Below are 21735 nucleotides of genomic sequence, written 5' to 3' on the forward strand. Positions count from 1 at the left end.
GAAATGTGAGCGAAGCCCAACGGCGGTTGGGCTTCGTCGATATACTAGGCGCCAGTTTCGCCGGGCTGTGGTGTCATAGGCTCAGTCAGATAGGGCCATTGTGGGAGCGAGCCTGCTCGCGAAAGCGGTCTGTCAGCCAACATTGATGTTCGGTTTGAAGGCCCTTTCGCGAGCAGGCTCGCTCCCACAGGGTTTGGGGGTTTCCACTAGACTGATCCAGGCACCGCATCACCCCGGTTACGCCCGCAACGGGCCGCTTAGGGATATCGACCATGCAATGGATCTTGACGTTGTTGGGCCTGGCACTCGGCTGGGTGGTGGACGAGTCGTTCGCCGATGCGCTGATAGGCGCACTGGTGGGGCTTGGCATCGCCCAGTCGTTTCGACTGGGGCGCCTGGCTATCCAGGCGGCCAAGCAACAGATCTTGTTGCAAGAAGCCCAGCAGAGCGTGCTCACGTTGGAAGCCCGCCTGGCGGTTCTCGAACGCGGCAATGTGGCCGAACCGCCTGATCCGGCGCCAGCGCCCGAGGTAGTCGAGCCCCAGGCCTCGCGCCCTGCAACGCGCACCGAGCCGCAGCTCGTCTGGGAGTTGCCGCCAGACCTCGAACCCGTTTCCGCGATGGCCAGCCAGGCCAGCCAGCCGTTGCCCGATGACATTTGGACGCCCGCGCCAGAGACGTCCAGTCGACGTGCCAACCGCGACTTTGCCCCTTTGCCCCTGGAGCCGATCGCTGCGGAGCCGGCGGCCCCGCGCGGCCCGAATCTGTTCGACCGCGCCGTGACGGGCGCGCGCAACTGGCTGTTTGGCGGCAATACCGTGCTGCGAGTCGGTGTGCTGCTGTTGTTCCTCGGCCTGGCGTTCTTGCTGCGCTACGCCACCGAAGGCATGGTGGTGCCGATCGAAGTGCGTTACGCCGGTGTGGCGGCCAGTGCGTTGGGCCTGCTGGGCCTGGGCTGGTGGTTGCGCCAACGCAACAGCAGTTATGCGCTGATGCTCCAGGGGACCGGGATCGCCGTGCTGTACCTGACGGTGTTCGCCGCCATGCGCCTGCATCCGTTGCTCGATTCCAAGGCGGCCCTGGGTTTGCTGGTGGCGGTCACGGTGTTCTCGGCGATCCTCGCGGTTACGCAGAACGCCATGGGCCTGGCTGCTGCTGCGGCGCTGGGTGGGTTTGCCGCCCCGATCCTGACCTCCACTGGCAGCGGCAACCACGTTGCCCTGTTCAGCTATTTCATCCTGCTCAATGCCGGCATCCTCGCGATTGCCTGGTTCAAGGCCTGGCGCCTGCTCAACCTGATCGGTTTTGTCGGCACCTTCGGCATCGGTTTCGCCTGGGGCCTGCGTTCCTACGCACCGGAACTGCTGTGGAGCACCGAGCCGTTCCTGATCCTGTTCTTCCTCATCTACCTGGCGATTGGCTTGCTGTTCACGCGGCGCAAATTGTTGGAAATGAGCGACGCTCCCGAGGACGCTAGCCGCGAGGCGTTGCTGCGCTGGTCGGCGCGCAAGGGCGATTACGTGGACGGCAGCATGCTCTTCGGCCCGCCGCTGGTGGGCTTCGGCTTGCAGTTCGCGTTGGTGCAGCACCTTGAATTCGCCGCCGCCTTCAGCGCCCTGGCCCTGGGCATGATCTACATGGGCCTGGCTCGGCTATTGATGGGTGGGCGCGCCCTGCTGTTGGCGGAAACCTGCCTGGCCCTGGGGGTGATTTTTGCCAGCCTGGCGATTCCGTTGGGGCTCGATGCCCGTTGGACCGCGGCGGCGTGGGCCGTGGAAGGCGCGGGGATCTTCTGGCTGGGCCTGCGCCAGCAACGTCCATTGGCCCGGGCTTTTGCCTTGTTGCTGCAAGTGGGCTCGGCACTGGCGTTCCTCAGCGAGTTGCGCACTGGCGACGGCAGCCTGCTCGATGGTTCACCGCTGGGGGCATTGATGCTCGGCGGCGCCTTGCTGTTCACCTTCTACCAGTTGCTCAAGGCTGAACCCGGACACTGTTCGCATTGGGAACGCCAAGGCCGGCCTATGCTGGCGGTGCTGGGGCTGAGTTTCCTCTATCTGCTGGCACCGCTGTTCTTCCTCACCCACGGCACCGCCATTGCCTGGGCCCTCGCCGGTTTGGCGACGCTGTTTGTCGGCCTGCGCCTGCAATCGCGTAGCTTCCTGTTCACGGCGTTTGCGGTGCAATTGCTCGGCGGCGCGCTGTTCCTGTTGCGCTTGCAAGGTGCCGAGGGCGATGCCTCAGCGGTGTTCAGCGCGGGTTGGAGCGGTTTGCTCAGTGCTTCGCTGATCGGCCTGGCGTTGATCGGCGGCATGTTGCTGGCGGCGCGCGACGACATGGTGCGCAACGATGTCCGGCTGCTGCGCGGCTTGTCAGTGGTATTGCTGGCGGGGCTGGTGCTGATCAATCTCGCGGTGCTGTTCGTCCTGCCGTGGCAAACGGCGAGCGGCGTATGGGCGGCCAGCGGCCTGTTGATCATCTGGCTGAGCCTGTACTTGAAACAACGGGTGAGCTTTGTCTTCGGCCTGCTGCTGCAACTGCTGGGCGGTGCGGCGTTCCTGACGGCGGGGCCGGCGCTGTTGGGGCCGCTCAATGCCGAGGACCTGCGGCCCCTGGCCCATAGCGGCTTCTGGACGCCGTTGGTGCTGGGGCTGGCAGCGCTGGTGGGGGCATGGCGCCTGCAACGGGCGCATGCGGCGCAGGAACTCGATGCCTTGAGCTTGCAGCGCCTGTCCGAGCTGTTGCTGATCTGGGGCGCCGGTTGGTGGGCGCTGGCGTGGGTCAGCGAAGTGCTGCGCTTCGCCCCGGCGAATCTGCAAGGCAGCTTGCTGTTGGCGGTCGCGGCGCTCAGCGTGGCGGTGTGGAGCGTATTGTCGCTGCGCTTGAAATGGCCGGCGCTGGGGCTGCTGTGCACCTTGTTGATCCCGGCGGCGGGTTGTGTGCTGGTGGCAACGGGGCACAGCCATTACCACCCGGCGGCGAACTTTGGTTGGCTGGCCTGGCTGGCGGTATTCGCCGTGCATTTCCTCTCGCTCAAGCGCTTGGCCGAGACGCTGCCGGCGCAGGCGCGCAGCACGGCCCACGTCCTCGGTTGCTGGTTGCTGATGGCGGTGTTGATGCTGGAGTTGCGTTACGGCCTGCTGTTGCTGTCCGAGCAGTACAATGCCTGGCGCTGGCTGGCCTGGGCGATCCTGCCTGGCTTGTACCTGGTGCTGATGGCCACGCCGCGTACCTTGCCATGGCCGGTCTCGGCCCAGCCGCGCGAATACCGTGTCTATGCGGCGGCGCCCATGGCGCTGTTGATGCTCGGTTGGTTCTGGTTGACCAACACCTTCAGTGATGGCAACTCAGAGCCACTGCCTTATGTGCCGTTGCTCAATCCCCTGGAACTGGGCCTGCTGTTCGCCTTGTTCGGTATCTATGTGTGGGCTCGCAACGCCGTGGCGCAATCGACGAACCGCTGGAGTCGCGTCGGGCACATCGCCCAGTTGATCGCCGGTGTGTCGCTGTTCGCGTTCTTCACTGCCCTGGTGATGCGCACTGCCCACCAGTGGATGGGCGTGCCGTACGAGCTGGATGCGTTGCTCGAGTCAATGTTCGTGCAGGCCGGCTTGTCCATTGTCTGGACCCTGATCGCCCTGGGCCTGATGATCGGGGGGCACCTGCGCCATCGCCGGGAAGTGTGGCTGGTGGGCGCGGCGTTGATCGCCGTGGTCGTGGCGAAGCTGTTCTTTGTCGAATTGAGTAACCGTGGCGGTCTGGCGCGGATCGTGTCGTTTATCGGCGTGGGCGTGTTGTTGCTGGTGGTGGGCTACTTCGCGCCGCTGCCGCCAAAACGCCCGGAAACGGCCTCACCGGTCGAGCCGCCGATGCCTGTCAGTGAGGGAGTGTCATCTTGAGTCGCACGTTGAATCGGATCGGGCTGGGTATGGTCGGCTTGTGGGTGGTCTTGTCGGCTACGGCCCAGGAGCAACCGGCGGATTTCGCCCATCAGGTGCCGTTGGCCTTGAGCGGCGAAGGGCCGTGGTATCGCCTGCCATTGCCATTGGATGTTCAATTGCAAGCGCGGCAGACCGACCTGAGTGACCTGCGGGTCTTCAACGCCGCCGGCCAGGCCCAGGCCTACGCCTTGGTGCGCGAGTCGGCCCAGAGCCGGGAAAACCGCACCCTCACCGACGTGAAGTGGTTCCCGCTGTACAACGCCGCCGATGACAACGAGCGCGCGCCCAGCGTGCGGGTGCAATCGAACGCCAATGGCACCCTGGTGGAAGTGCAGCCCGCCAGCCGGCTCGAAGCCGGGGAAGAGGCGTTGCGTGGCTGGTTGTTGGATGCCAGTGCGATCAAGGCACCGCTGCAGCAGTTGATCCTCGACTGGACCAGCGAGCGCGACGGCTTCCAGCGATTCACCATTGAGGCCAGCGACGATTTGCAGCACTGGCAGTCATGGGGCGAAGGCCAGGTGGCGCGCCTGACCTTTGCCGACGAGCAGGTCGAACAGCATGAAGTGAACCTGCCGGGGCAGCCGGCGCGCTATCTGCGGCTGCTGTGGGATTCGCCGTCCTCGGCGCCGGTGCTGACCTCGGCCCAGTTGCAAAGCGCCAGCCGCGAAAACCTGCCGTTGCCACTGGCCTGGTCGCAGCCGTTGGCCGGCAGCACGACGAAGACCGGTGAATACACCTGGCAGCTGCCCATGGGGCTGAACATCGAACAGGTGGAGGTCGAACTGAGCCAGGCCAACAGCCTGGCGCCGGTGACCCTGGCTGGCCGCCGCGAAAGCAGCCATCCGTGGCAGCCGCTGGGCGCTGGTTTGCTTTATCGCCTGACCCAGAACGGCCAGGACGTGCTGCAAAACCGTTTGCAACTGTCCGGCCAGACCGTGCAGCAACTGAAATTGACCGTGGACGAGCGCGGCGGTGGCCTGGGAACCGAAGCCCCGGCGTTGCGCTTTGCCGTGCGTCCGACCCAAGTGGTGTTCCTGGCGCGGGGCGAAGGCCCCTACCGCCTGGCGCTGGGCAGCGCGACAGCCAAGACGGCCAGCCTGCCATTGACCACGCTGGTGCCCGATTACAAACCGTCGCGCCTGGCGACGCTGGGGACGGCGACAGTGAACGGCTCGGCCACTTCGACGCCGACTGTAGCCCCTGCATCTGCGCCTGCGGCGGTGGGTAGTGACTGGAAGAAAATCGGCTTGTGGGCAGTGTTGCTGCTCAGTGTGCTGTTCCTCGCGGCGATGGCCTTCAGCCTGCTGCGCAAGCCGCCGGTCAAATCCTGAGTTTGGGACAACCGATAAACCGAGTCGCCTGTTTCGCGAGCAAGCCCGCTCCCACAGGAGTCCGCATTCCAATGTGGGAGCGGGCTTGCTCGCGAAAGCGGTCTTCCATCCACCCAAAATCCACGAGCAACCGCCGGCCTGTGAACTCAATCCTCCATATCCCGTCTCATAGGAGGAATTAAGTCCCGACTCGCGCTAAACTGCGCGGGTTTTCCGCCCCCTATTCTTCGGAGCCGTCCATGTCCCGCGTTACCTTGAGTCGCTATTTGATTGAGCAGACCCGCAGCAACAATACCCCTGCCGATCTGCGCTTTTTGATCGAAGTGGTGGCGCGTGCGTGCAAGGAGATCAGCCACGCCGTCTCCAAAGGCGCCTTGGGTGGTGTCCTGGGCAGCATGGGCACCGAAAACGTGCAGGGCGAAGTGCAGAAGAAGCTGGACGTGCTGTCCAACGAAATCCTGCTCGAAGCCAACGAATGGGGTGGTCACCTGGCGGGCATGGCGTCCGAGGAAATGGACAATGCCTACCAGATCCCCGGCAAATATCCCAAGGGTGCCTACCTGCTGGTGTTCGACCCACTGGACGGTTCGTCGAACATCGACATCAACGCGCCGGTCGGCACCATCTTTTCGGTACTGCGTTGCCCGAACGAGTACCTGAGCCAGAACGAAGCCCTGAATGAAAAGGCCTTCTTGCAGCCAGGCACCGAGCAGGTTGCCGCCGGTTATGCCATCTACGGCCCGCAGACCATGCTGGTGCTGACCTTGGGCGACGGCGTCAAGGGCTTCACCCTGGACCGCGAGATGGGCAGCTTCGTCCTGACCCACGAAGACATCACCATTCCTGAAACCACCCAGGAATTCGCCATCAACATGTCCAACCAGCGTCACTGGGAAGCTCCGGTACAACGCTACGTCAGTGAGTTGCTGGCCGGTGAAGAAGGCCCGCTGAAGAAGAACTACAACATGCGCTGGGTTGCCGCGATGGTTGCCGATGTGCACCGGATCCTGACCCGTGGTGGCCTGTTCATGTACCCGCGCGACAGCCGCGAGCCCTCCAAGCCAGGCAAGCTGCGCCTGATGTACGAAGCCAACCCGATGTCGTTCCTGGTGGAGCAGGCCGGTGGCGCTTCCACCGATGGCCACCAGCGCATCCTTGATATCAAGCCTGAAGGCCTGCACCAGCGCGTGGCCGTGTTCCTCGGTTCGAAGGAAGAAGTGGCCCGCGCCACGGCTTACCACAAGGAGTAAATCATGGCCGAGCCCTGGCAGCCGTTGCTCGATTGGTGGTTTGGCACAGCCGAAAAACCAGATGAGATCGCGGCTGACAAGGGCAAGCTATGGTTTGGCAAAGGCCATGATCGCCAGGCGCAAGAGCGCTTCGGTGATCAGGTCGAGCAGGCACTGGCCGGTGGATTGACCGATTGGGCGCAACGCCCGGAAGGTTGGCTGGCCTTGGTGCTGCTATTGGATCAACTCCCCCGGATGATCTATCGCAACACCCCCGAAGGTTTTTCCGGCGACCTGCGTGCCCAAGCGCTGGTGGCTCAAGGACTGGCGGCGGGCTTCGATCAGCAACTCAAACCCATCCAGCGCGTATTCATCTACCTCGTACTCGAACACTGCGAAAATCTCGCGGTGCAGAACGAAGCCGTGTCGCGGTTTATCGACCTGGTGCGAGAGCAGCCGGAGGCGCAGCGGGCGGTGTTTGAAGATAACCTGGACTATGCCGAGCGGCATCAGAAGATCATTGCGCGGTTTGGCCGCTTTCCCCATCGCAATGCGGTGTTGGGGCGCGAGTCCACGGCTGAGGAAGTGGAGTTCTTGAGTAGGCCTGGGTCCAGGTTCTAAATAGTGTTGTGGCCGCTATCGCCATCGCGAGCAGGCTCGCTCCCACAGTTGATCTTCCACGGACGCACCTTTTGCTGCTCAACAGAAACCCAGTGTGGGAGCGAGCCTGCTCGCGATGGGGCCAGATGCTTCAACCGCGATGCTTGCTGCTTAAGAGCGGGGCAAGTCTGTAAATTCTCCATGTACGCTCATTGAAGATCCATCTCATCCAATTCGGTGACACCGCAAGTCCATTGTGGGAGCGAGCTTGCTCGCGATAGGGGTGCCACAGTCGACGAAAATGTTGGATGTGCCGGCCTCTTCGCGAGCAAGCCCGCTCCCACAGCTGATCAGGTTTCCCTGACGGAACGCGGTCAACTGTGGGAGCGGGCTTGCTCGCGAAAGGGCCCTTGAAAGCACTAGATCCGGAAACTGCCCACCAACTGCTTAAGCCGCGCCGCCTGTTGTTCGAGGTCGGCACAGGCCCGCAAGGTGGCTTGCAGGTTTTCCACGCCTTCCTGGTTCAGCGTGTTGATCTCGGTGATGTCGACGTTGATCGATTCCACCACGGCGGTCTGTTCTTCGGTGGCGGTTGCCACGGATTGATTCATGCCGTCGATTTCACCGATGCGTTGGGTCACGCTGCCCAGTCGTTCGCCAGCCTGGTTGGCGATGCTGACGCTGCCTTCGCTCTGGCGCTGGCTGTCGGTCATGGTCAGTACCGCTTCCCGTGCGCCGACTTGCAGTTCTTCGATCATCTTCTGCACTTGTTGCGCCGAGTCCTGGGTGCGGTGGGCCAGGTTGCGCACTTCATCGGCCACCACCGCGAAGCCGCGCCCGGCTTCACCGGCCCGTGCCGCTTCGATGGCGGCGTTGAGGGCGAGCAGGTTGGTTTGCTGGGAGATGCTGGTGATCACCTCGAGGATCTGGCCGATGTTCACCGTGTTGCTGTTCAAGGTTTCGATGTTGCCGCACGAATCGCTGATCTTGGCTGACAACTGCTGCATGGCCGCGATGGTTTTATCCACCACTTGCTGGCCATCTTCGGCCAGGTTGCGGGCCTCGCTGGAATGTTGCGAGGCGAGGGCGGCATTCTGGGCGATTTCCTGGGCGGCGGCGCCGAGCTGGTTGATGGCCGCGGCCACGCTGCTGGTGCGCGACGCCTGTTGGTCGGAGTTGAACATCGACGAGTTGGATGCACTGACCACGCGCAGGGCGACTTCGTTGACCTGGCCGGTGGCCGAGGCCACTTCGCGGATCGAGGTGTGAATGCGCTCGACAAAACGGTTGAACGACGTGCCCAGGGCGCCGAATTCGTCCTGGCCGTGGATCACCAGGCGCCGAGTCAGGTCGCCTTCGCCTTCGGCGATGTCATGCATGGCGCGGCCCATGGTCAGCAGCGGTTGCATCAACACGCGGATCAACATGCCCAGCAAAGCGATGATGAACACCACGGCGATGAACATGGCGATCAGTGCCGAAGTGCGGAACTCACTGAGCATCGCCAGGGCGGTGTCCTTGTCGAGCACCAGCGCCACGTACCAATCGGCGCCCGGCACACCATTGACCCGGGTGAAGGAGATGAATTGGGTCTTGCCGTCGAGGTCGACTTCTTTCACGCCCGGGCTGATTTGCGGCGCGCCGTTGGGGTAGGCCTCGGCCAGGGTCTTGAGCACGCGCTTGCTGTCGGGGTGGATCAGGATCTTGCCGTCGGCGCTGACGATGAACGCGTGGCCGTGGCCGCCGAAGTTCAGCGAGTTGATGATGGCGCTGACGCTGGACAGGTCGATGTCCGCACCGGCCACGCCGATCATCTGGTTCTGGCGTTGTACCGGGGTGGCGACGGTGATCACCAGCTTGCCCGACGAGGCGGCGATGTAGGGTTCAGTGACGATGGTTTGCTGTGCGCTGTTGGCAGCCTTGTACCAGCCACGGGCGCGAGGGTCGTAGTCGGCGGCGCGATTGCCGGCCGGCACCGAGAACATCACGCCGTCGGTACCGCCGAAATAGCTGAGCTGGAAGTTGCCGGTATAGGCCGGCAAGCCCACGGCGCGCTTGAGGCTGTCGGCACCGCTGCCGTCCACGGCGATCTGTTGGGCCAGCGATTGCAGCAATTGGATACGGCCGTCGACCCATGTCTGGATGTTACGGCTGGTCAGGCTGCCGAGCTCCTGCATGGAAGTCTCGGTGCTGGCGTGCAGGCTTTGGCGTTGACGGTAGTCGTTGAACAGGATGAAACAGGCGAAAGCAACGGCCACCACGAGGGCAGCAGCCAGCAGGATTTTATGGCTGAATTTCATGTTTCTGGTCATTAAGAACACTACCGCGGAGGGACGGGTCAGGACGGGCTGTCAATTTGCCATAACGCAGGATTTTGCGCTGTGACTTTTTATCGGCGTAGAAGCCCGGCTCATCAGGCGTCCCGGGTCCAATCCCGACGAAAGGTACGACGGCGTCACAATCCGGTTGATTCATTCCTGAAACACCTCTGTACGGCCAATAAATACTGGCGGCGCGAGGGAACCAGATAGGGGTTTTCTCTTCTAAGGATCAGGTTGGCACCCTGCCACCTCCCTTCCGCTCCAGGAGTTACACCATGTCGCTGCGTTCTATCGCTCTGCTGTTTATGTGCGTCGTGCTGACCGCATGCAGCAAGGTCAACCAGGAAAACTATTCGAAGCTGTCGGCTGGCATGCCCAAGGCCGAAGTCGAAACGTTGCTGGGGAAACCGACCGATTGCTCAGGCGCCCTCGGCATGTCCAGCTGCACCTGGGGCGACCAGAAAAGCTTTATCAGCGTGCAGTACGCCGGTGACAAAGTGTTGATGTTTTCCGGCCAAGGCCTGAAGTAAACCGAGGCCACAGGCCTGCGGGAGAAAAATAATGATGCGGTTAGTTTTTGTGCTTTTGGCCGGCCTGATATTGGCTGGCTGTGCCACTTCTGGCGAGGATCCGTTGGCACCCAAGACGGTCAACAGCGTCAATCTCAAGCGTTACCAGGGGACCTGGTATGAGTTGGCCCGCCTGCCCATGTATTTCCAGCGCAATTGCGCGCAATCGGAAGCGCACTACACCCTCAAGCCAGACGGCAACGTTGGCGTGCTCAATCGCTGCCTGACCTCGGACTGGCAGTGGGAAGAAGCCAGGGGCACCGCGACGCCGCAGGTGCCGGGCAAGACCGACAAGCTCTGGGTCGAATTCGATAACTGGTTTTCCCGGATCGTCCCGGGCGTGGCGAAGGGGCAATACTGGGTGCTCTATGTCAGCGATGACTACAAGACCGCCATCGTCGGCGACCCGAGCCGTCGCTACATGTGGCTGCTGTCCCGCACACCGACCGTCAACAGCGTCGTGCGCGAGGAATTGCTGAGCAAGGCGCGCCAGCAGGGTTACGACACGACACGCCTGGTCTGGCGCGCGTCGGACCGGCAGATGGCCAAGACTTCGGACTAAGCGACGCCTGGGATCATAGTGTGGGAGCGGGCTTGCTCGCGAATGCGGTGTATCAGTCGACATCTAGGTGTCTGGTACACCGCATTCGCGAGCAAGCTCGCTCCCACATTTGGTATCTGTCACATTGATTCTTGGGGTCAGCCCAGCAATTCGCGCAATACCTGGGTAAACGCCCGGGCGCTTTCTTCTTCGCCGGCATGACGCCCCTCACGCACCACCCACTGTCCGCCGACCATCACATCGCGCACCTGGCGATCGCCGCCGGCGAACAGCCAGCGATTGAGGATCCCGTCGCCTTGGGCCGTGGCCAAATACGGGTCGCTGCCATCGAGCACCAGCCAGTCGGCGCGCTTGCCGATTTCGAGAGCGCCGATCGGCTGCCCCAGGGCCTGGGCGCCGCCTTCCAATGCGGCGTCAAACAAGGTGCGGCCAACCATCGGCTGATCCGCCCGGTACAAGCGGTTGCGCCGTTGATCCCGCAGGCGCTGGCCATATTCCAGCCAGCGCAATTCTTCGACCACGCTCAATGACACATGGCTGTCGGAGCCAATACCGAGGCGTCCGCCCTGGGCGAGGAAATCCACGGCCGGGAAAATCCCGTCCCCCAGGTTGGCTTCGGTGGTCAGGCACAGGCCGGCAATCGCCCGGCTCTTGGCCATGAGGCTGACTTCCTGGGCGTTGGCGTGGGTGGCGTGGACCAGGCACCAGCGCTGATCGACCTCGGTGTTGTCATACAGCCATTGCAGCGGACGCGCGCCGCTCCAGCCCAGGCAGTCGTCGACTTCCTTTTGCTGCTCGGCGATGTGGATGTGCACCGGGCAATCACGGTCGCTGGCAGCCAGCACGTCCTGGATCTGCCCGGGTGTCACGGCGCGCAGCGAGTGGAAGCACAGGCCCAGCGCCTGGGACGCTTGCCCGGCCAGGATCGGCTGCAAGCGCGACTGAAGTTTCAAGTAGTTTTCGGTGTTGTTGATGAAGCGGCGCTGCCCGTCGTTGGGGGCCTGGCCGCCAAAGCCGGAATGGCTGTAGAGCACCGGCAGCAGCGTCAGGCCAATGCCGGCGGCGCTGGCGGCGTGGCTGATACGCAGGGCCAGCTCCGCCGGGTCGGCGTAGGGCGCGCCGTCGGTGTCATGGTGGACATAGTGGAATTCGGCGACCGAGGTGTAGCCGGCCTTGAGCATTTCGATGTACAGCTGGCGGGCGATGACGCCGAGTTGGTCGGGGCTGATTTTTCCGACGAGGCGGTACATCAAGTCGCGCCAGGTCCAGAAACTGTCGTTGGGATTGCCCGCCACTTCCGCCAGCCCGGCCATCGCCCGTTGGAAGGCGTGGGAGTGCAGGTTCGGCATGCCCGGCAATAGCGGACCGCCCAGCCGTTCGGCGCCATCTGCGTGGGAGCCGGCCTGGATATGGGTCAGGACGCCTGCGGCATCCACCTCAAGACGTACATCATTGGCCCATCCACTAGGCAGCAGCGCGCGTTCGGCAAAGAAGGCGGACATGGTTCAACCTCATCGTGCGTAATTTGTATATACATATACAGACGTTTGCCTGGCCGGTAAACTCCGGCAAGCTAGCAACCTTATTCGCAGAACAGGGAACCGCCGTGCCGACTCCGCCTGCCAAACCGCCGCTGGCCGCAAACATGGGTGACAGTCCGGCGCCCTTGTACGCCCGCGTTAAACAAATGATTACCCAGCAGATCGACAGTGGAAACTGGCCGCCGCATTACCGTGTGCCGTCGGAAAGCGAACTGGTCAGCCAGCTGGGTTTCAGTCGCATGACCATCAACCGTGCCCTGCGAGAAATGACCGCCGACGGCCTGTTGGTGCGCATGCAGGGCGTCGGCACCTTCGTGGCCGAGCCCAAGAGCCAGTCCGCGTTGTTCGAAGTGCATAACATCGCGGATGAAATCGCCTCCCGTGGTCATCGTCACAGCTGCAAGGTCATCACCCTGGAAGAAGAGGCGGCCGGTTCCGAGCGGGCCCTGGCCCTGGACATGCGTGAAGGCCAGAAGGTGTTCCATTCACTGATCGTGCATTTCGAGAACGACATCCCCGTGCAAATCGAGGACCGTTTCGTCAACGCACTGGTGGCACCTGAGTACCTCAAGCAGGACTTCACCGTGCAAACCCCCTACGCCTACCTGAACCAGGTTGCACCGCTGACCGAAGGCGAGCACGTAGTGGAGGCGATCCTGGCCGAGCCGAGTGAGTGCAAGCTGTTGCAGATCGAAAGGGGTGAGCCGTGCTTGTTGATTCGCCGCCGCACTTGGTCTGGACGCCAGCCGGTCACCGCCGCACGCCTGATCCATCCGGGCTCCCGTCACAGTCTGGAAGGGCGTTTTCATAAATGAGCCAGTTGAAAGTGCTACGTGCCGCGGATTACCCGCGCATGCCTTGGAAGAACGGTGGCGGCAGCACCGAGGAAATCACTCGCGATGCCGGTACCGGCCTGGAGGGTTTCGGCTGGAGACTGTCGATTGCCGATATCGGTGAGTCGGGTGGTTTTTCCACCTTCGCCGGCTACGAGCGGGTCATCAGTGTCCTGCAGGGGGACGGCATGACGTTGAACGTCGACGGCCAGGCCACGCGTCCTCTGCATCCGCTGGACCCTTTTGCGTTCAGCGGCGAGAGCCATGTGCATTGCATGCTGCTGGGCGGACCGATTCGTGACTTCAACCTGATCTACGCACCGAAGCGTTACCGCGCGCGATTGCAATGGTTGGGCGGGCAGCAGCGGTTTTTCAGCGAGGCGGCAACAGTGCTGGTGTTTAGTGCCGCGCCGACGCTGAGGGTCAAGATGGATGAGGCTGTCGAGGCGCTGGGGCTTTATGACTGCCTGCAACTGAGCGGCAATACCGGGCTGCTGGAAATCACCACCCACGGCCAATGCTGCGTGATCGAGCTGACCGCCCACTAAGAAGTCCTGCGACAGAGCTTTTGTGGCGAGGGAGCTTGCTCCCGCTGGGGCGCGCAGCGGCCCTGTTTTTTGGGTCTGCTTCGCAGCCCAGCGGGAGCAAGCTCCCTCGCCACAAAAGCTCACATCATTGTTCCCTCCATGCGCACCAACTTGTTACCGAACGCCCCAGCGTGGCGCAATACCACGATTCTATGCCCTTCCGACTTCCCCCTCAGATACCCTCCTGAATAATTTCATGCAGCTCGGCAGCCCTTCAATCACAAGGCTTTCAACCCTATCCCCACTCTTTCTTGAACACCCCGCCAACAAGTTGGCCGCTTGATTGCATATGCTTGTACATACAAGTAAAGACGTATGCGTATGAGTCACCGATATTCAACGCAACGTTCGTAGAAATCGCTGCCCACTGCCCGGGCTGGTCTGGATTGATCGCTGAGGAGTTTTTGCTGTGACCGACGCTACCCGCAAACCCGAAAAATACCGTGACGTTGAAATTCGCGCCCCTCGCGGTAACACGCTGACCGCCAAGAGCTGGCTGACCGAAGCGCCGCTGCGCATGCTGATGAACAACCTCGACCCGGAAGTGGCGGAAAACCCCAAGGAGTTGGTGGTCTACGGTGGCATCGGCCGCGCGGCGCGCAATTGGGAGTGCTACGACAAGATCGTCGAAAGCCTCACCCACCTGAACGACGACGAAACCCTGCTGGTGCAATCCGGCAAGCCGGTGGGCGTGTTCAAGACCCACAGCAACGCCCCCCGCGTACTGATCGCCAACTCCAACCTGGTGCCGCACTGGGCCAGCTGGGAGCACTTCAACGAACTCGACGCCAAGGGCCTGGCCATGTACGGCCAGATGACCGCCGGCAGCTGGATCTACATCGGCAGCCAGGGCATCGTCCAAGGCACGTATGAAACCTTCGTCGAGGCTGGTCGCCAACATTACGATTCCAACCTCAAGGGCCGTTGGGTGCTGACCGCCGGCCTGGGCGGTATGGGCGGTGCGCAACCGTTGGCCGCGACCTTGGCCGGTGCGTGCTCGCTGAACATCGAATGCCAGCAGGTGAGCATCGATTTCCGCCTGAAAACCCGCTACGTCGACGAGCAGGCCAAAGACCTCGACGACGCCCTGGCGCGCATCGAGAAATACACCGCCGAAGGCAAGGCGATTTCCATTGCGCTGTGTGGGAACGCGGCTGAAATCCTGCCGGAAATGGTCCGTCGGGGTGTGCGCCCGGACATGGTCACCGACCAGACCAGCGCCCACGATCCCCTCAACGGCTACCTGCCGGCCGGCTGGACCTGGGACGAATACCGTGCCCGCGCCAAGACCGAGCCCGCCGCCGTGGTGAAGGCTGCCAAGCAATCGATGGCCGTCCACGTCAAAGCCATGTTGGCCTTCCAGAAAATGGGTGTGCCGACTTTCGACTACGGCAACAACATCCGCCAGATGGCCCAGGAAGAGGGCGTCGAAAATGCCTTCGACTTCCCCGGCTTCGTCCCGGCGTACATCCGTCCGCTGTTCTGCCGTGGCATCGGCCCGTTCCGCTGGGCGGCGCTGTCGGGTGACCCGCAGGACATCTACAAGACCGACGCCAAGGTCAAGGAACTGATCCCCGACGACGCCCACCTGCATAACTGGTTGGACATGGCTCGCGAGCGCATCAGCTTTCAGGGCTTGCCGGCACGTATCTGCTGGGTTGGCCTGGGCCAGCGCGCCAAGTTGGGCCTGGCGTTCAACGAGATGGTGCGCAGCGGTGAGTTGTCGGCGCCGATCGTCATCGGCCGCGACCACCTCGACTCTGGCTCCGTGGCCAGCCCGAACCGTGAAACCGAATCCATGCAGGACGGCTCCGACGCCGTTTCCGACTGGCCGCTGCTCAATGCCTTGCTCAACACCGCCAGCGGCGCGACGTGGGTATCGCTGCACCACGGTGGCGGCGTCGGTATGGGCTTCTCCCAGCATTCGGGCATGGTGATCGTCTGCGACGGCACCGACGAAGCGGCCGAGCGGATTGCCCGCGTGCTGCACAACGACCCGGGTACCGGGGTGATGCGCCATGCCGATGCCGGTTACCAGATCGCCATTGATTGCGCGAAGGAGCAGGGGCTGAACCTGCCGATGATTACTGGCAAATAACGCAGCCCCCATGTGGGAGCGGGCTTGCTCGCGAAGGCGGTTTTTCATCCGAGGCATGTGTTGAATGACACACCGCTTTCGCGAGCAAGCCCGCTCCCACAAATAAAAGCATTGCCCGAACCAGAACAATCCACAGAGGTTGAACCATGGCTGTCACCAGCTCACGCGCAAGCAGCAAGCCGTTGATCGAGAAACGTTCGATCGACTACATCCCGGAAGCGGAGCGACACGGTCGGCTGTTGAGCCAGTTCACCCTCTGGATGGGGGCCAACCTGCAAATCACTGCAATCGTCACCGGTGCATTGGCGGTGGTGCTGGGCGGTGATGTGTTCTGGTCGTTGATCGGTTTGCTGATCGGCCAAGTGCTCGGCGGTGGCGTCATGGCGTTGCATGCCGCCCAGGGGCCAAAGCTGGGCCTGCCGCAGATGATCTCCAGCCGGGTGCAGTTTGGTGTGTATGGCGCGGCCATCCCGATCGTGCTGGTGTGCCTGATGTACCTGGGTTTCACCGCAACGGGCACGGTGCTTTCCGGCCAGGCGCTGGGCCAGTTGTTCGGCGTCAGCGACAGTGTCGGCATCCTCATTTTCGCCAGTGTCATCGTGTTGGTCACGGTGCTCGGGTATCGGGTGATTCACTTCATTGGCCGTGTCGCCAGCGTGATTGGTGTGATTGCCTTTGTTTACCTGTTTGCTCGCCTGATCAGCCAGACCGACGTGGGCGCACTCCTGCAAATCCGCCATTTCAGCTGGAGCAGTTTCCTGCTGGCGGTGTCGCTCGCGGCCTCCTGGCAGATCGCCTTCGGCCCCTACGTGGCGGACTATTCGCGTTACCTGCCGAGCAAGACCTCTTCGGTGAAAACCTTTTTTGCCGCAGGTGCCGGTTCAGTCATCGGCGCACAAGTGGCGATGATCCTCGGCGTGTTTGCCGCCGCCTCGGCCAACGGGCAGTTCGCCGGTCACGAAGTGGCCTACATCGTTGGCCTGGGCGGTACCGGTGCCACGGCTGCGTTGCTGTACTTCAGCATCGCGTTCGGCAAGGTCACCATCTCCACGCTGAACTCCTACGGCAGCTTCATGTGCATTGCGACCATCATCAGCGGGTTCCGGGGGCACCTGAACGTAACGCGTGTGCAGCGTCTGGTCTTCGTGCTGGTCATCGTCGGCGCTGCGACGCTGATCGCGCTGCTCGGCCAGCACTCGTTCCTCGGTGCGTTCAAGTCTTTCATCCTGTTCTTGCTGGCGTTCTTTACGCCTTGGAGCGCGATCAACCTGGTGGACTACTACTGCATCACGCGCGAGCGCTATGACGTGCCGGCACTGGCCGACCCGAACGGTCGCTACGGTCGTTGGAACGCCCTCGGCATCAGCGTCTATGTCTTCGGTGTCCTGGTTCAACTGCCGTTTATCGCCACCAAGTTCTATACCGGTCCGCTGGTGGAAGAGATGGGCGGTGTGGATATTTCCTGGATCATCGGTCTGGTGGTTCCGGCGGCGCTGTATTACGTCCTCGCCAGGAAGTGGCACAGCGCAGTACCCGATCAATTGATCCTGCCGGTCGAGCAGGACGCGGTTGACGCACAACCGAGCAGGGCGGGCCGCATCCAAGCGGTCTGATGGGACGTTGACAGGGCTGGATGCCTCTTGACTGCCGTAAGCCAATCCAACTGATTAGGAGCGTCACATAATGAAGTCGAACAAGACCCTGCTGACCACATTGCTTTCCATGGGCCTGCTGGCCAGCGCCGGCGCCACGCAAGCGGCCGGTTGGTGCGAGTCGGGTAAACCGGTGAAATTCGCCGGCCTGAACTGGGAAAGCGGCATGCTGCTGACCGACGTCCTGCAAGTGGTGCTGGAAAAAGGCTACGACTGCAAGACCGACAGCCTGCCCGGCAACTCCATCACCATGGAAAACGCCCTGAGCAGCAACGACATCCAGGTATTTGCCGAAGAGTGGGTCGGCCGCAGTGAAGTCTGGAACAAGGCCGAGAAGGCCGGCAAGGTGGTCGGCGTCGGGGCCCCGGTGGTGGGTGCCATCGAAGGCTGGTATGTGCCGCGCTACGTGATCGAAGGCGATGCCAAGCGCAAGCTCGAAGCCAAGGCCCCGGGCCTGAAGAACATCGCCGACCTGGGCCAGTACGCCGCCGTGTTCAAGGACCAGGAAGAACCGTCCAAGGGCCGCTTCTACAACTGCCCGGCCGGCTGGACCTGCGAGCTGGACAACAGCGAAATGCTGAAGAGCTACGGCCTGGAAAAAACCTACACCAACTTCCGTCCAGGCACCGGCCCGGCCCTGGATGCGGCGGTGCTGTCGAGCTACAAGCGTGGCGAGCCGATCCTGTTCTACTACTGGTCGCCAACGCCGCTGATGGGCCAGGTGGACTTGGTCAAACTCGAAGAAAAACCCGGCGTGGATAAAAGCGTGAGCATCAAGGTCGGCCTGTCCAAGACCTTCCACGACGAAGCCCCGGAATTGGTGGCGGTGCTGGAAAAGGTCAACCTGCCGATCGATATCCTGAACCAGAACCTCGGGCGCATGGCCAAAGAGCGGATCGAGTCGCCGAAACTGGCGAAGATCTTCCTGAAGGAACATCCTGAAGTCTGGCACGCCTGGGTCAGTGAAGACGCTGCCAAGAAAATCGACGCGGCTCTGTAGGTCGAATCTTTCCCGGCCAACCGTGGGGCTGGCCGGGACATTCACCGCATCCACCTGATCGAGAGTCTCTTATGTTTCCCGAAAGCTTTACCTTCTCCATCGCCGACTGGGTCAACGGTTGGGTTGATTCCTTGGTGACCAATTATGGCGATGTGTTCCGGCACATCTCCGACACCCTGCTGTGGGCCATCGTCAACCTCGAAGGCCTGCTGCGCATGGCGCCGTGGTGGTTGATGCTGGCCATCGTCGGCGGCGTTGCCTGGCACGCCACCCGCAAGGTCGTCGCTACGGCGGTGATCGTCGGCCTGTTGTTCCTGGTGGGTGCGGTGGGCCTGTGGGACAAATTGATGCAGACCCTCGCCCTGATGCTGGTGGCGACGCTGATCTCGGTGATGATCGGCATTCCCCTGGGCATTCTCTCGGCGCGCAGCAATCGCCTGCGTTCGGTGCTGATGCCGTTGCTGGACATCATGCAGACCATGCCGAGCTTCGTGTACCTGATTCCGGTATTGATGCTGTTCGGCCTGGGCAAGGTCCCGGCGATCTTCGCCACGGTGATCTACGCCGCGCCGCCGTTGATTCGCCTGACCGACCTGGGCATCCGCCAGGTGGACGGCGAAGTGATGGAGGCGATCAACGCCTTCGGCGCCAACCGCTGGCAGCAGCTGTTCGGCGTGCAACTGCCCCTGGCCCTGCCGAGCATCATGGCCGGGATCAACCAGACCACCATGATGGCCCTGTCGATGGTCGTCATCGCCTCGATGATCGGCGCCCGTGGCTTGGGTGAAGACGTGTTGGTGGGCATCCAGACCCTCAACGTCGGGCGTGGCCTGGAAGCGGGCCTGGCCATTGTGATTCTCGCCGTGGTCATCGACCGCATTACCCAGGCCTATGGTCGTCCTCGGCATGAGGTGAGCAAATGAACAACGCAGCCATCAGCAAGATCGAAGTCAAAAACGTCTTCAAGATTTTCGGCAACCGCTCCAAGGAAGCCCTGGAGCTGATCCGCCAGAACAAGACCAAGGACCAGGTGCTGGCCGAAACCGGCTGCGTGGTCGGCGTGAACGACCTGTCGCTGAGCATCGGTACCGGTGAGATCTTCGTGATCATGGGCCTGTCCGGCTCCGGCAAATCCACGTTGGTGCGCCATTTCAACCGGCTGATCGATCCCACTAGCGGCGCGATCCTGGTGGACGGCGAAGACATCCTGCAACTGGACATGGACGCCTTGCGCGAGTTTCGCCGGCACAAGATCAGCATGGTGTTCCAGAGCTTCGGCCTGCTGCCCCACAAGAGCGTGCTGGACAACGTCGCCTATGGCTTGAAAGTGCGCGGCGAGAGCAAGCAGGTGTGCGCCGAGCGGGCGCTGCACTGGATCAACACCGTGGGCCTGAAAGGCTATGAGAACAAATACCCGCACCAGCTCTCCGGCGGCATGCGCCAGCGCGTCGGTTTGGCCCGGGCCTTGGCGGCGGACACGGACATCATCCTGATGGACGAAGCCTTCAGTGCCCTCGACCCGCTGATCCGCGCGGAAATGCAGGACCAGTTGCTGGAACTGCAAAAGACCCTGCACAAGACCATCGTCTTCATCACCCATGACCTCGACGAGGCCGTGCGCATCGGCAATCGCATTGCGATTCTCAAGGACGGCAAGCTGATCCAGGTCGGCACGCCGCGGGAGATCCTGCACTCGCCGGCGGATGAGTATGTCGATCGATTCGTGCAGCGCAGGGCTGCGGTGGTTTGAGGGATTTGTGGTGGCTGGCGCGCTTTTGTGGCGAGGGAGCTTGCTCCCGCTCGGGCGCGTAGCGGCCGCTTCTTTTGGGCCTGCTGCGCAGTCCAGCGGGAGCAAGCTCCCTCGCCACAGAGGCTGTACCTTTAGCCAGATGTGCTGCTGAAAAGAATTTTCCATGAGGTTTGAGATGTCCCAGGCTGAAAAAATCATCATCACCGGCGCCCCGTTGCGCTGGCAGGACGTGGTCGCCGTCGCTCGCTTCGGCGCGGTGCTAGAGCTGTCGACCCAGACCTGGGCACGGATCGACAATGCCCAGGCCATCGTCCAGCGCATCGTCGCCAGCGGCGAGCGTGCCTATGGCGTCAACACCGGCCTGGGCGCCTTGTGCAATGTCTCGCTCAAGGATGAACAACTCAGCCAACTGTCGCGCAACACCCTGCTCAGCCATGCCTGTGGCGTCGGCCCGGTGCTCTGCGACGAGCAGACCCGGGCGATTCTCTGCGCGGCCATCCACAACTACAGCCAGGGCAAGTCCGGCATCCACCGCCGCGTGGTCGAGGCGCTGCTGGCCCTGCTCAATCGCGGCATCACCCCGCAAGTGCCGTCCCAGGGTTCGGTGGGTTACCTGACCCACATGGCCCACATCGGCATTGCGTTGCTGGGCGTTGGCCAGGTCAGCTATCGCGGGCAAATCGTCCCGGCGCAACAGGCCCTGGCCGCCGAAGGTTTGCAACCGGTGCAACTGGGGGCCAAGGACGGTTTGTGCCTGGTCAACGGCACGCCGTGCATGACCGGTCTCAGTTGCCTGGCCCTGGCCGATGCCACGCGGCTGGTGCAATGGGCCGACGTGATCGGCGCCATGAGTTTCGAGGCCCAGCGCGGCCAGATCGCCGCGTTCGACGCCGACGTCATCGCCCTCAAGCCACACCCGGGCATGCAGAAGGTCGGCGTCAACTTGCGGGCACTGCTCGACGGCAGCGAAGTCATCGCCGGTAGCCTGGGTATTCGCACCCAGGACGCCTTGAGTATCCGTTCGATTCCCCAGGTACACGGCGCGGCTCGCGACCAATTGGCCCATGCCCGACAACAGATCGAAACCGAACTCAACTCGGTGACCGATAACCCGCTGTTGCTGGGGACACCGGAGAACTTCCGGGTCATGTCCCAGGCCAATCCCCACGGCCAATCGGTGGCGTTGGCGGCAGACCTGCTGGCGATTGCCATGGCAGAGATCGGCTCCATCGCCGAGCGCCGCCTCGACCGTCTGATCAACCCGCACGTCAGCGGGCTGCCAGCCTTCCTGGTGGCCAACCCCGGCGTGAACTCTGGAATGATGATCGTGCAATACGTCGCCGCATCGCTGTGCGCGGAAAACAAGCAATTGGCGCAACCGGCGGTGCTGGACAATTTCGTCACCTCCGGGTTGCAGGAAGACCATTTGAGCATGGGCACCAACGCCGCCCTGAAGTTGCATCGAGCGCTGGAAAACTGCACGCAGATCCTCGCCATCGAATACCTGCTGGCGGCCCAGGCCTTTGAATTTCTCAAGACGCAGCGCTTCGGCGCCGGGACGGACATCGCCTGGAAGTTGCTGCGCGAGCGTGTTCCGGCCTACGACCAGGATCGCTGGCTGGCGCCGGACATCGCCAGCGCCGCCGGGCTGCTAAAAGATCCGAACGTGCTGCACAACCTACTACCCAATTTGAACTGATCAAAAATAGCGCCAGCGTGCCAAG

16 protein-coding genes are annotated in these 21735 nt (G+C 62.4%); 14 read left to right on the forward strand and 2 right to left on the reverse strand.

Annotated features, from left to right (window positions below; all coding sequences use genetic code 11):
• The first annotated feature begins 272 nt into the window (after positions 1-272).
• The 4 genes from HU715_RS22390 (at position 273) to HU715_RS22405 (ending at position 7119) form a co-directional block, all read left to right on the forward strand.
• Positions 273-3896: a DUF2339 domain-containing protein gene (locus HU715_RS22390; protein ID WP_186706127.1), complete on the forward strand. Its 3624-nt coding sequence runs from the start codon at positions 273-275 to the stop codon at positions 3894-3896.
• Between the two features lie 29 nt (positions 3897-3925).
• Entirely contained in the window at positions 3926-5269 is a 1344-nt protein-coding gene (locus tag HU715_RS22395) for a DUF3999 domain-containing protein (protein WP_437182517.1), read from the forward strand.
• Positions 5270-5508: 239 nt separating this feature from the next.
• Positions 5509-6519: a class 1 fructose-bisphosphatase gene (locus HU715_RS22400; RefSeq protein ID WP_030141457.1), complete on the forward strand. Its 1011-nt coding sequence runs from the start codon at positions 5509-5511 to the stop codon at positions 6517-6519.
• Between the two features lie 3 nt (positions 6520-6522).
• A complete protein-coding gene (locus tag HU715_RS22405) occupies positions 6523-7119 on the forward strand; it encodes a DUF924 family protein (protein WP_186706125.1) in 597 nt (198 codons plus the stop codon).
• Between the two features lie 398 nt (positions 7120-7517).
• Here HU715_RS22405 and HU715_RS22410 read toward each other — a convergent pair whose 3' ends face one another.
• Positions 7518-9410, reverse strand: coding sequence for a methyl-accepting chemotaxis protein (locus HU715_RS22410; RefSeq protein ID WP_202892779.1), 1893 nt, complete (start codon positions 9408-9410; stop codon positions 7518-7520).
• 284 nt (positions 9411-9694) lie between these two features.
• Between HU715_RS22410 and HU715_RS22415 the strand changes: the two genes are divergently transcribed.
• Positions 9695-9949: a hypothetical protein gene (locus HU715_RS22415; RefSeq protein ID WP_003186715.1), complete on the forward strand. Its 255-nt coding sequence runs from the start codon at positions 9695-9697 to the stop codon at positions 9947-9949.
• Between the two features lie 31 nt (positions 9950-9980).
• Positions 9981-10550, forward strand: a complete 570-nt coding sequence (locus HU715_RS22420) for a lipocalin family protein (protein WP_186706123.1) — start codon at positions 9981-9983, stop codon at positions 10548-10550.
• A gap of 137 nt (positions 10551-10687) precedes the next feature.
• Here HU715_RS22420 and HU715_RS22425 read toward each other — a convergent pair whose 3' ends face one another.
• On the reverse strand, positions 10688-12052 hold the full coding sequence (locus tag HU715_RS22425) for a formimidoylglutamate deiminase (RefSeq protein ID WP_186706122.1): 1365 nt from the start codon (positions 12050-12052) through the stop codon (positions 10688-10690).
• A 143-nt stretch (positions 12053-12195) separates the two neighbouring features.
• Here HU715_RS22425 and hutC point away from each other — a divergent pair, with 143 nt between their 5' ends.
• The 8 genes from hutC to hutH all read left to right on the forward strand — a co-directional run bounded on the left by hutC (position 12196) and on the right by hutH (position 21710).
• Positions 12196-12906, forward strand: coding sequence for a histidine utilization transcriptional repressor HutC (hutC, locus tag HU715_RS22430; protein ID WP_014336125.1), 711 nt, complete (start codon positions 12196-12198; stop codon positions 12904-12906).
• Positions 12903-13472: a HutD/Ves family protein gene (locus HU715_RS22435; protein WP_186706121.1), complete on the forward strand. Its 570-nt coding sequence runs from the start codon at positions 12903-12905 to the stop codon at positions 13470-13472. The genes hutC and HU715_RS22435 overlap by 4 nt, the downstream gene beginning before the upstream one ends.
• Positions 13473-13920: 448 nt before the next feature.
• Entirely contained in the window at positions 13921-15609 is a 1689-nt protein-coding gene (hutU, locus tag HU715_RS22440; RefSeq protein WP_186706120.1) for a urocanate hydratase, read from the forward strand.
• Between the two features lie 146 nt (positions 15610-15755).
• Complete coding sequence (locus tag HU715_RS22445; protein WP_186706119.1) at positions 15756-17222, forward strand: purine-cytosine permease family protein; 1467 nt, start codon at positions 15756-15758, stop codon at positions 17220-17222.
• 70 nt (positions 17223-17292) lie between these two features.
• The gene (locus HU715_RS22450; protein WP_186706118.1) at positions 17293-18261 is read left to right on the forward strand and encodes an ABC transporter substrate-binding protein; all 969 of its coding nucleotides are present in this window, start codon (positions 17293-17295) and stop codon (positions 18259-18261) included.
• 71 nt (positions 18262-18332) lie between these two features.
• Positions 18333-19184, forward strand: coding sequence for an ABC transporter permease (locus HU715_RS22455; RefSeq protein WP_181290757.1), 852 nt, complete (start codon positions 18333-18335; stop codon positions 19182-19184).
• Positions 19181-20011, forward strand: coding sequence for a quaternary amine ABC transporter ATP-binding protein (locus HU715_RS22460; RefSeq protein ID WP_063323338.1), 831 nt, complete (start codon positions 19181-19183; stop codon positions 20009-20011). The genes HU715_RS22455 and HU715_RS22460 overlap by 4 nt, the downstream gene beginning before the upstream one ends.
• A gap of 175 nt (positions 20012-20186) precedes the next feature.
• On the forward strand, positions 20187-21710 hold the full coding sequence (gene hutH, locus HU715_RS22465) for a histidine ammonia-lyase (RefSeq protein WP_186706138.1): 1524 nt from the start codon (positions 20187-20189) through the stop codon (positions 21708-21710).
• Positions 21711-21735: the final 25 nt, after the last annotated feature.

This window comes from Pseudomonas zanjanensis (assembly GCF_014268745.2).
Taxonomy (GTDB): Bacteria; Pseudomonadota; Gammaproteobacteria; order Pseudomonadales; family Pseudomonadaceae; genus Aquipseudomonas; species Aquipseudomonas zanjanensis.

What these genes read in the sequence shown, in the direction of transcription:
- HU715_RS22425 (WP_186706122.1), bottom strand. Translation starts at nt 12,052, where the DNA reads ATGTCCGCCTTCTTTGCCGAACGCGCGCTGCTGCCTAGTGGATGGGCC.
- HU715_RS22460 (WP_063323338.1), top strand. Translation starts at nt 19,181, where the DNA reads ATGAACAACGCAGCCATCAGCAAGATCGAAGTCAAAAACGTCTTCAAG.
- hutH (WP_186706138.1), top strand. Translation starts at nt 20,187, where the DNA reads ATGTCCCAGGCTGAAAAAATCATCATCACCGGCGCCCCGTTGCGCTGG.
- HU715_RS22405 (WP_186706125.1), top strand. Translation starts at nt 6,523, where the DNA reads ATGGCCGAGCCCTGGCAGCCGTTGCTCGATTGGTGGTTTGGCACAGCC.
- HU715_RS22450 (WP_186706118.1), top strand. Translation starts at nt 17,293, where the DNA reads ATGAAGTCGAACAAGACCCTGCTGACCACATTGCTTTCCATGGGCCTG.
- HU715_RS22395 (WP_437182517.1), top strand. Translation starts at nt 3,926, where the DNA reads ATGGTCGGCTTGTGGGTGGTCTTGTCGGCTACGGCCCAGGAGCAACCG.
- HU715_RS22415 (WP_003186715.1), top strand. Translation starts at nt 9,695, where the DNA reads ATGTCGCTGCGTTCTATCGCTCTGCTGTTTATGTGCGTCGTGCTGACC.
- HU715_RS22455 (WP_181290757.1), top strand. Translation starts at nt 18,333, where the DNA reads ATGTTTCCCGAAAGCTTTACCTTCTCCATCGCCGACTGGGTCAACGGT.
- HU715_RS22400 (WP_030141457.1), top strand. Translation starts at nt 5,509, where the DNA reads ATGTCCCGCGTTACCTTGAGTCGCTATTTGATTGAGCAGACCCGCAGC.
- HU715_RS22390 (WP_186706127.1), top strand. Translation starts at nt 273, where the DNA reads ATGCAATGGATCTTGACGTTGTTGGGCCTGGCACTCGGCTGGGTGGTG.
- hutC (WP_014336125.1), top strand. Translation starts at nt 12,196, where the DNA reads ATGGGTGACAGTCCGGCGCCCTTGTACGCCCGCGTTAAACAAATGATT.
- HU715_RS22445 (WP_186706119.1), top strand. Translation starts at nt 15,756, where the DNA reads ATGGCTGTCACCAGCTCACGCGCAAGCAGCAAGCCGTTGATCGAGAAA.
- HU715_RS22410 (WP_202892779.1), bottom strand. Translation starts at nt 9,410, where the DNA reads ATGACCAGAAACATGAAATTCAGCCATAAAATCCTGCTGGCTGCTGCC.
- HU715_RS22435 (WP_186706121.1), top strand. Translation starts at nt 12,903, where the DNA reads ATGAGCCAGTTGAAAGTGCTACGTGCCGCGGATTACCCGCGCATGCCT.
- HU715_RS22420 (WP_186706123.1), top strand. Translation starts at nt 9,981, where the DNA reads ATGATGCGGTTAGTTTTTGTGCTTTTGGCCGGCCTGATATTGGCTGGC.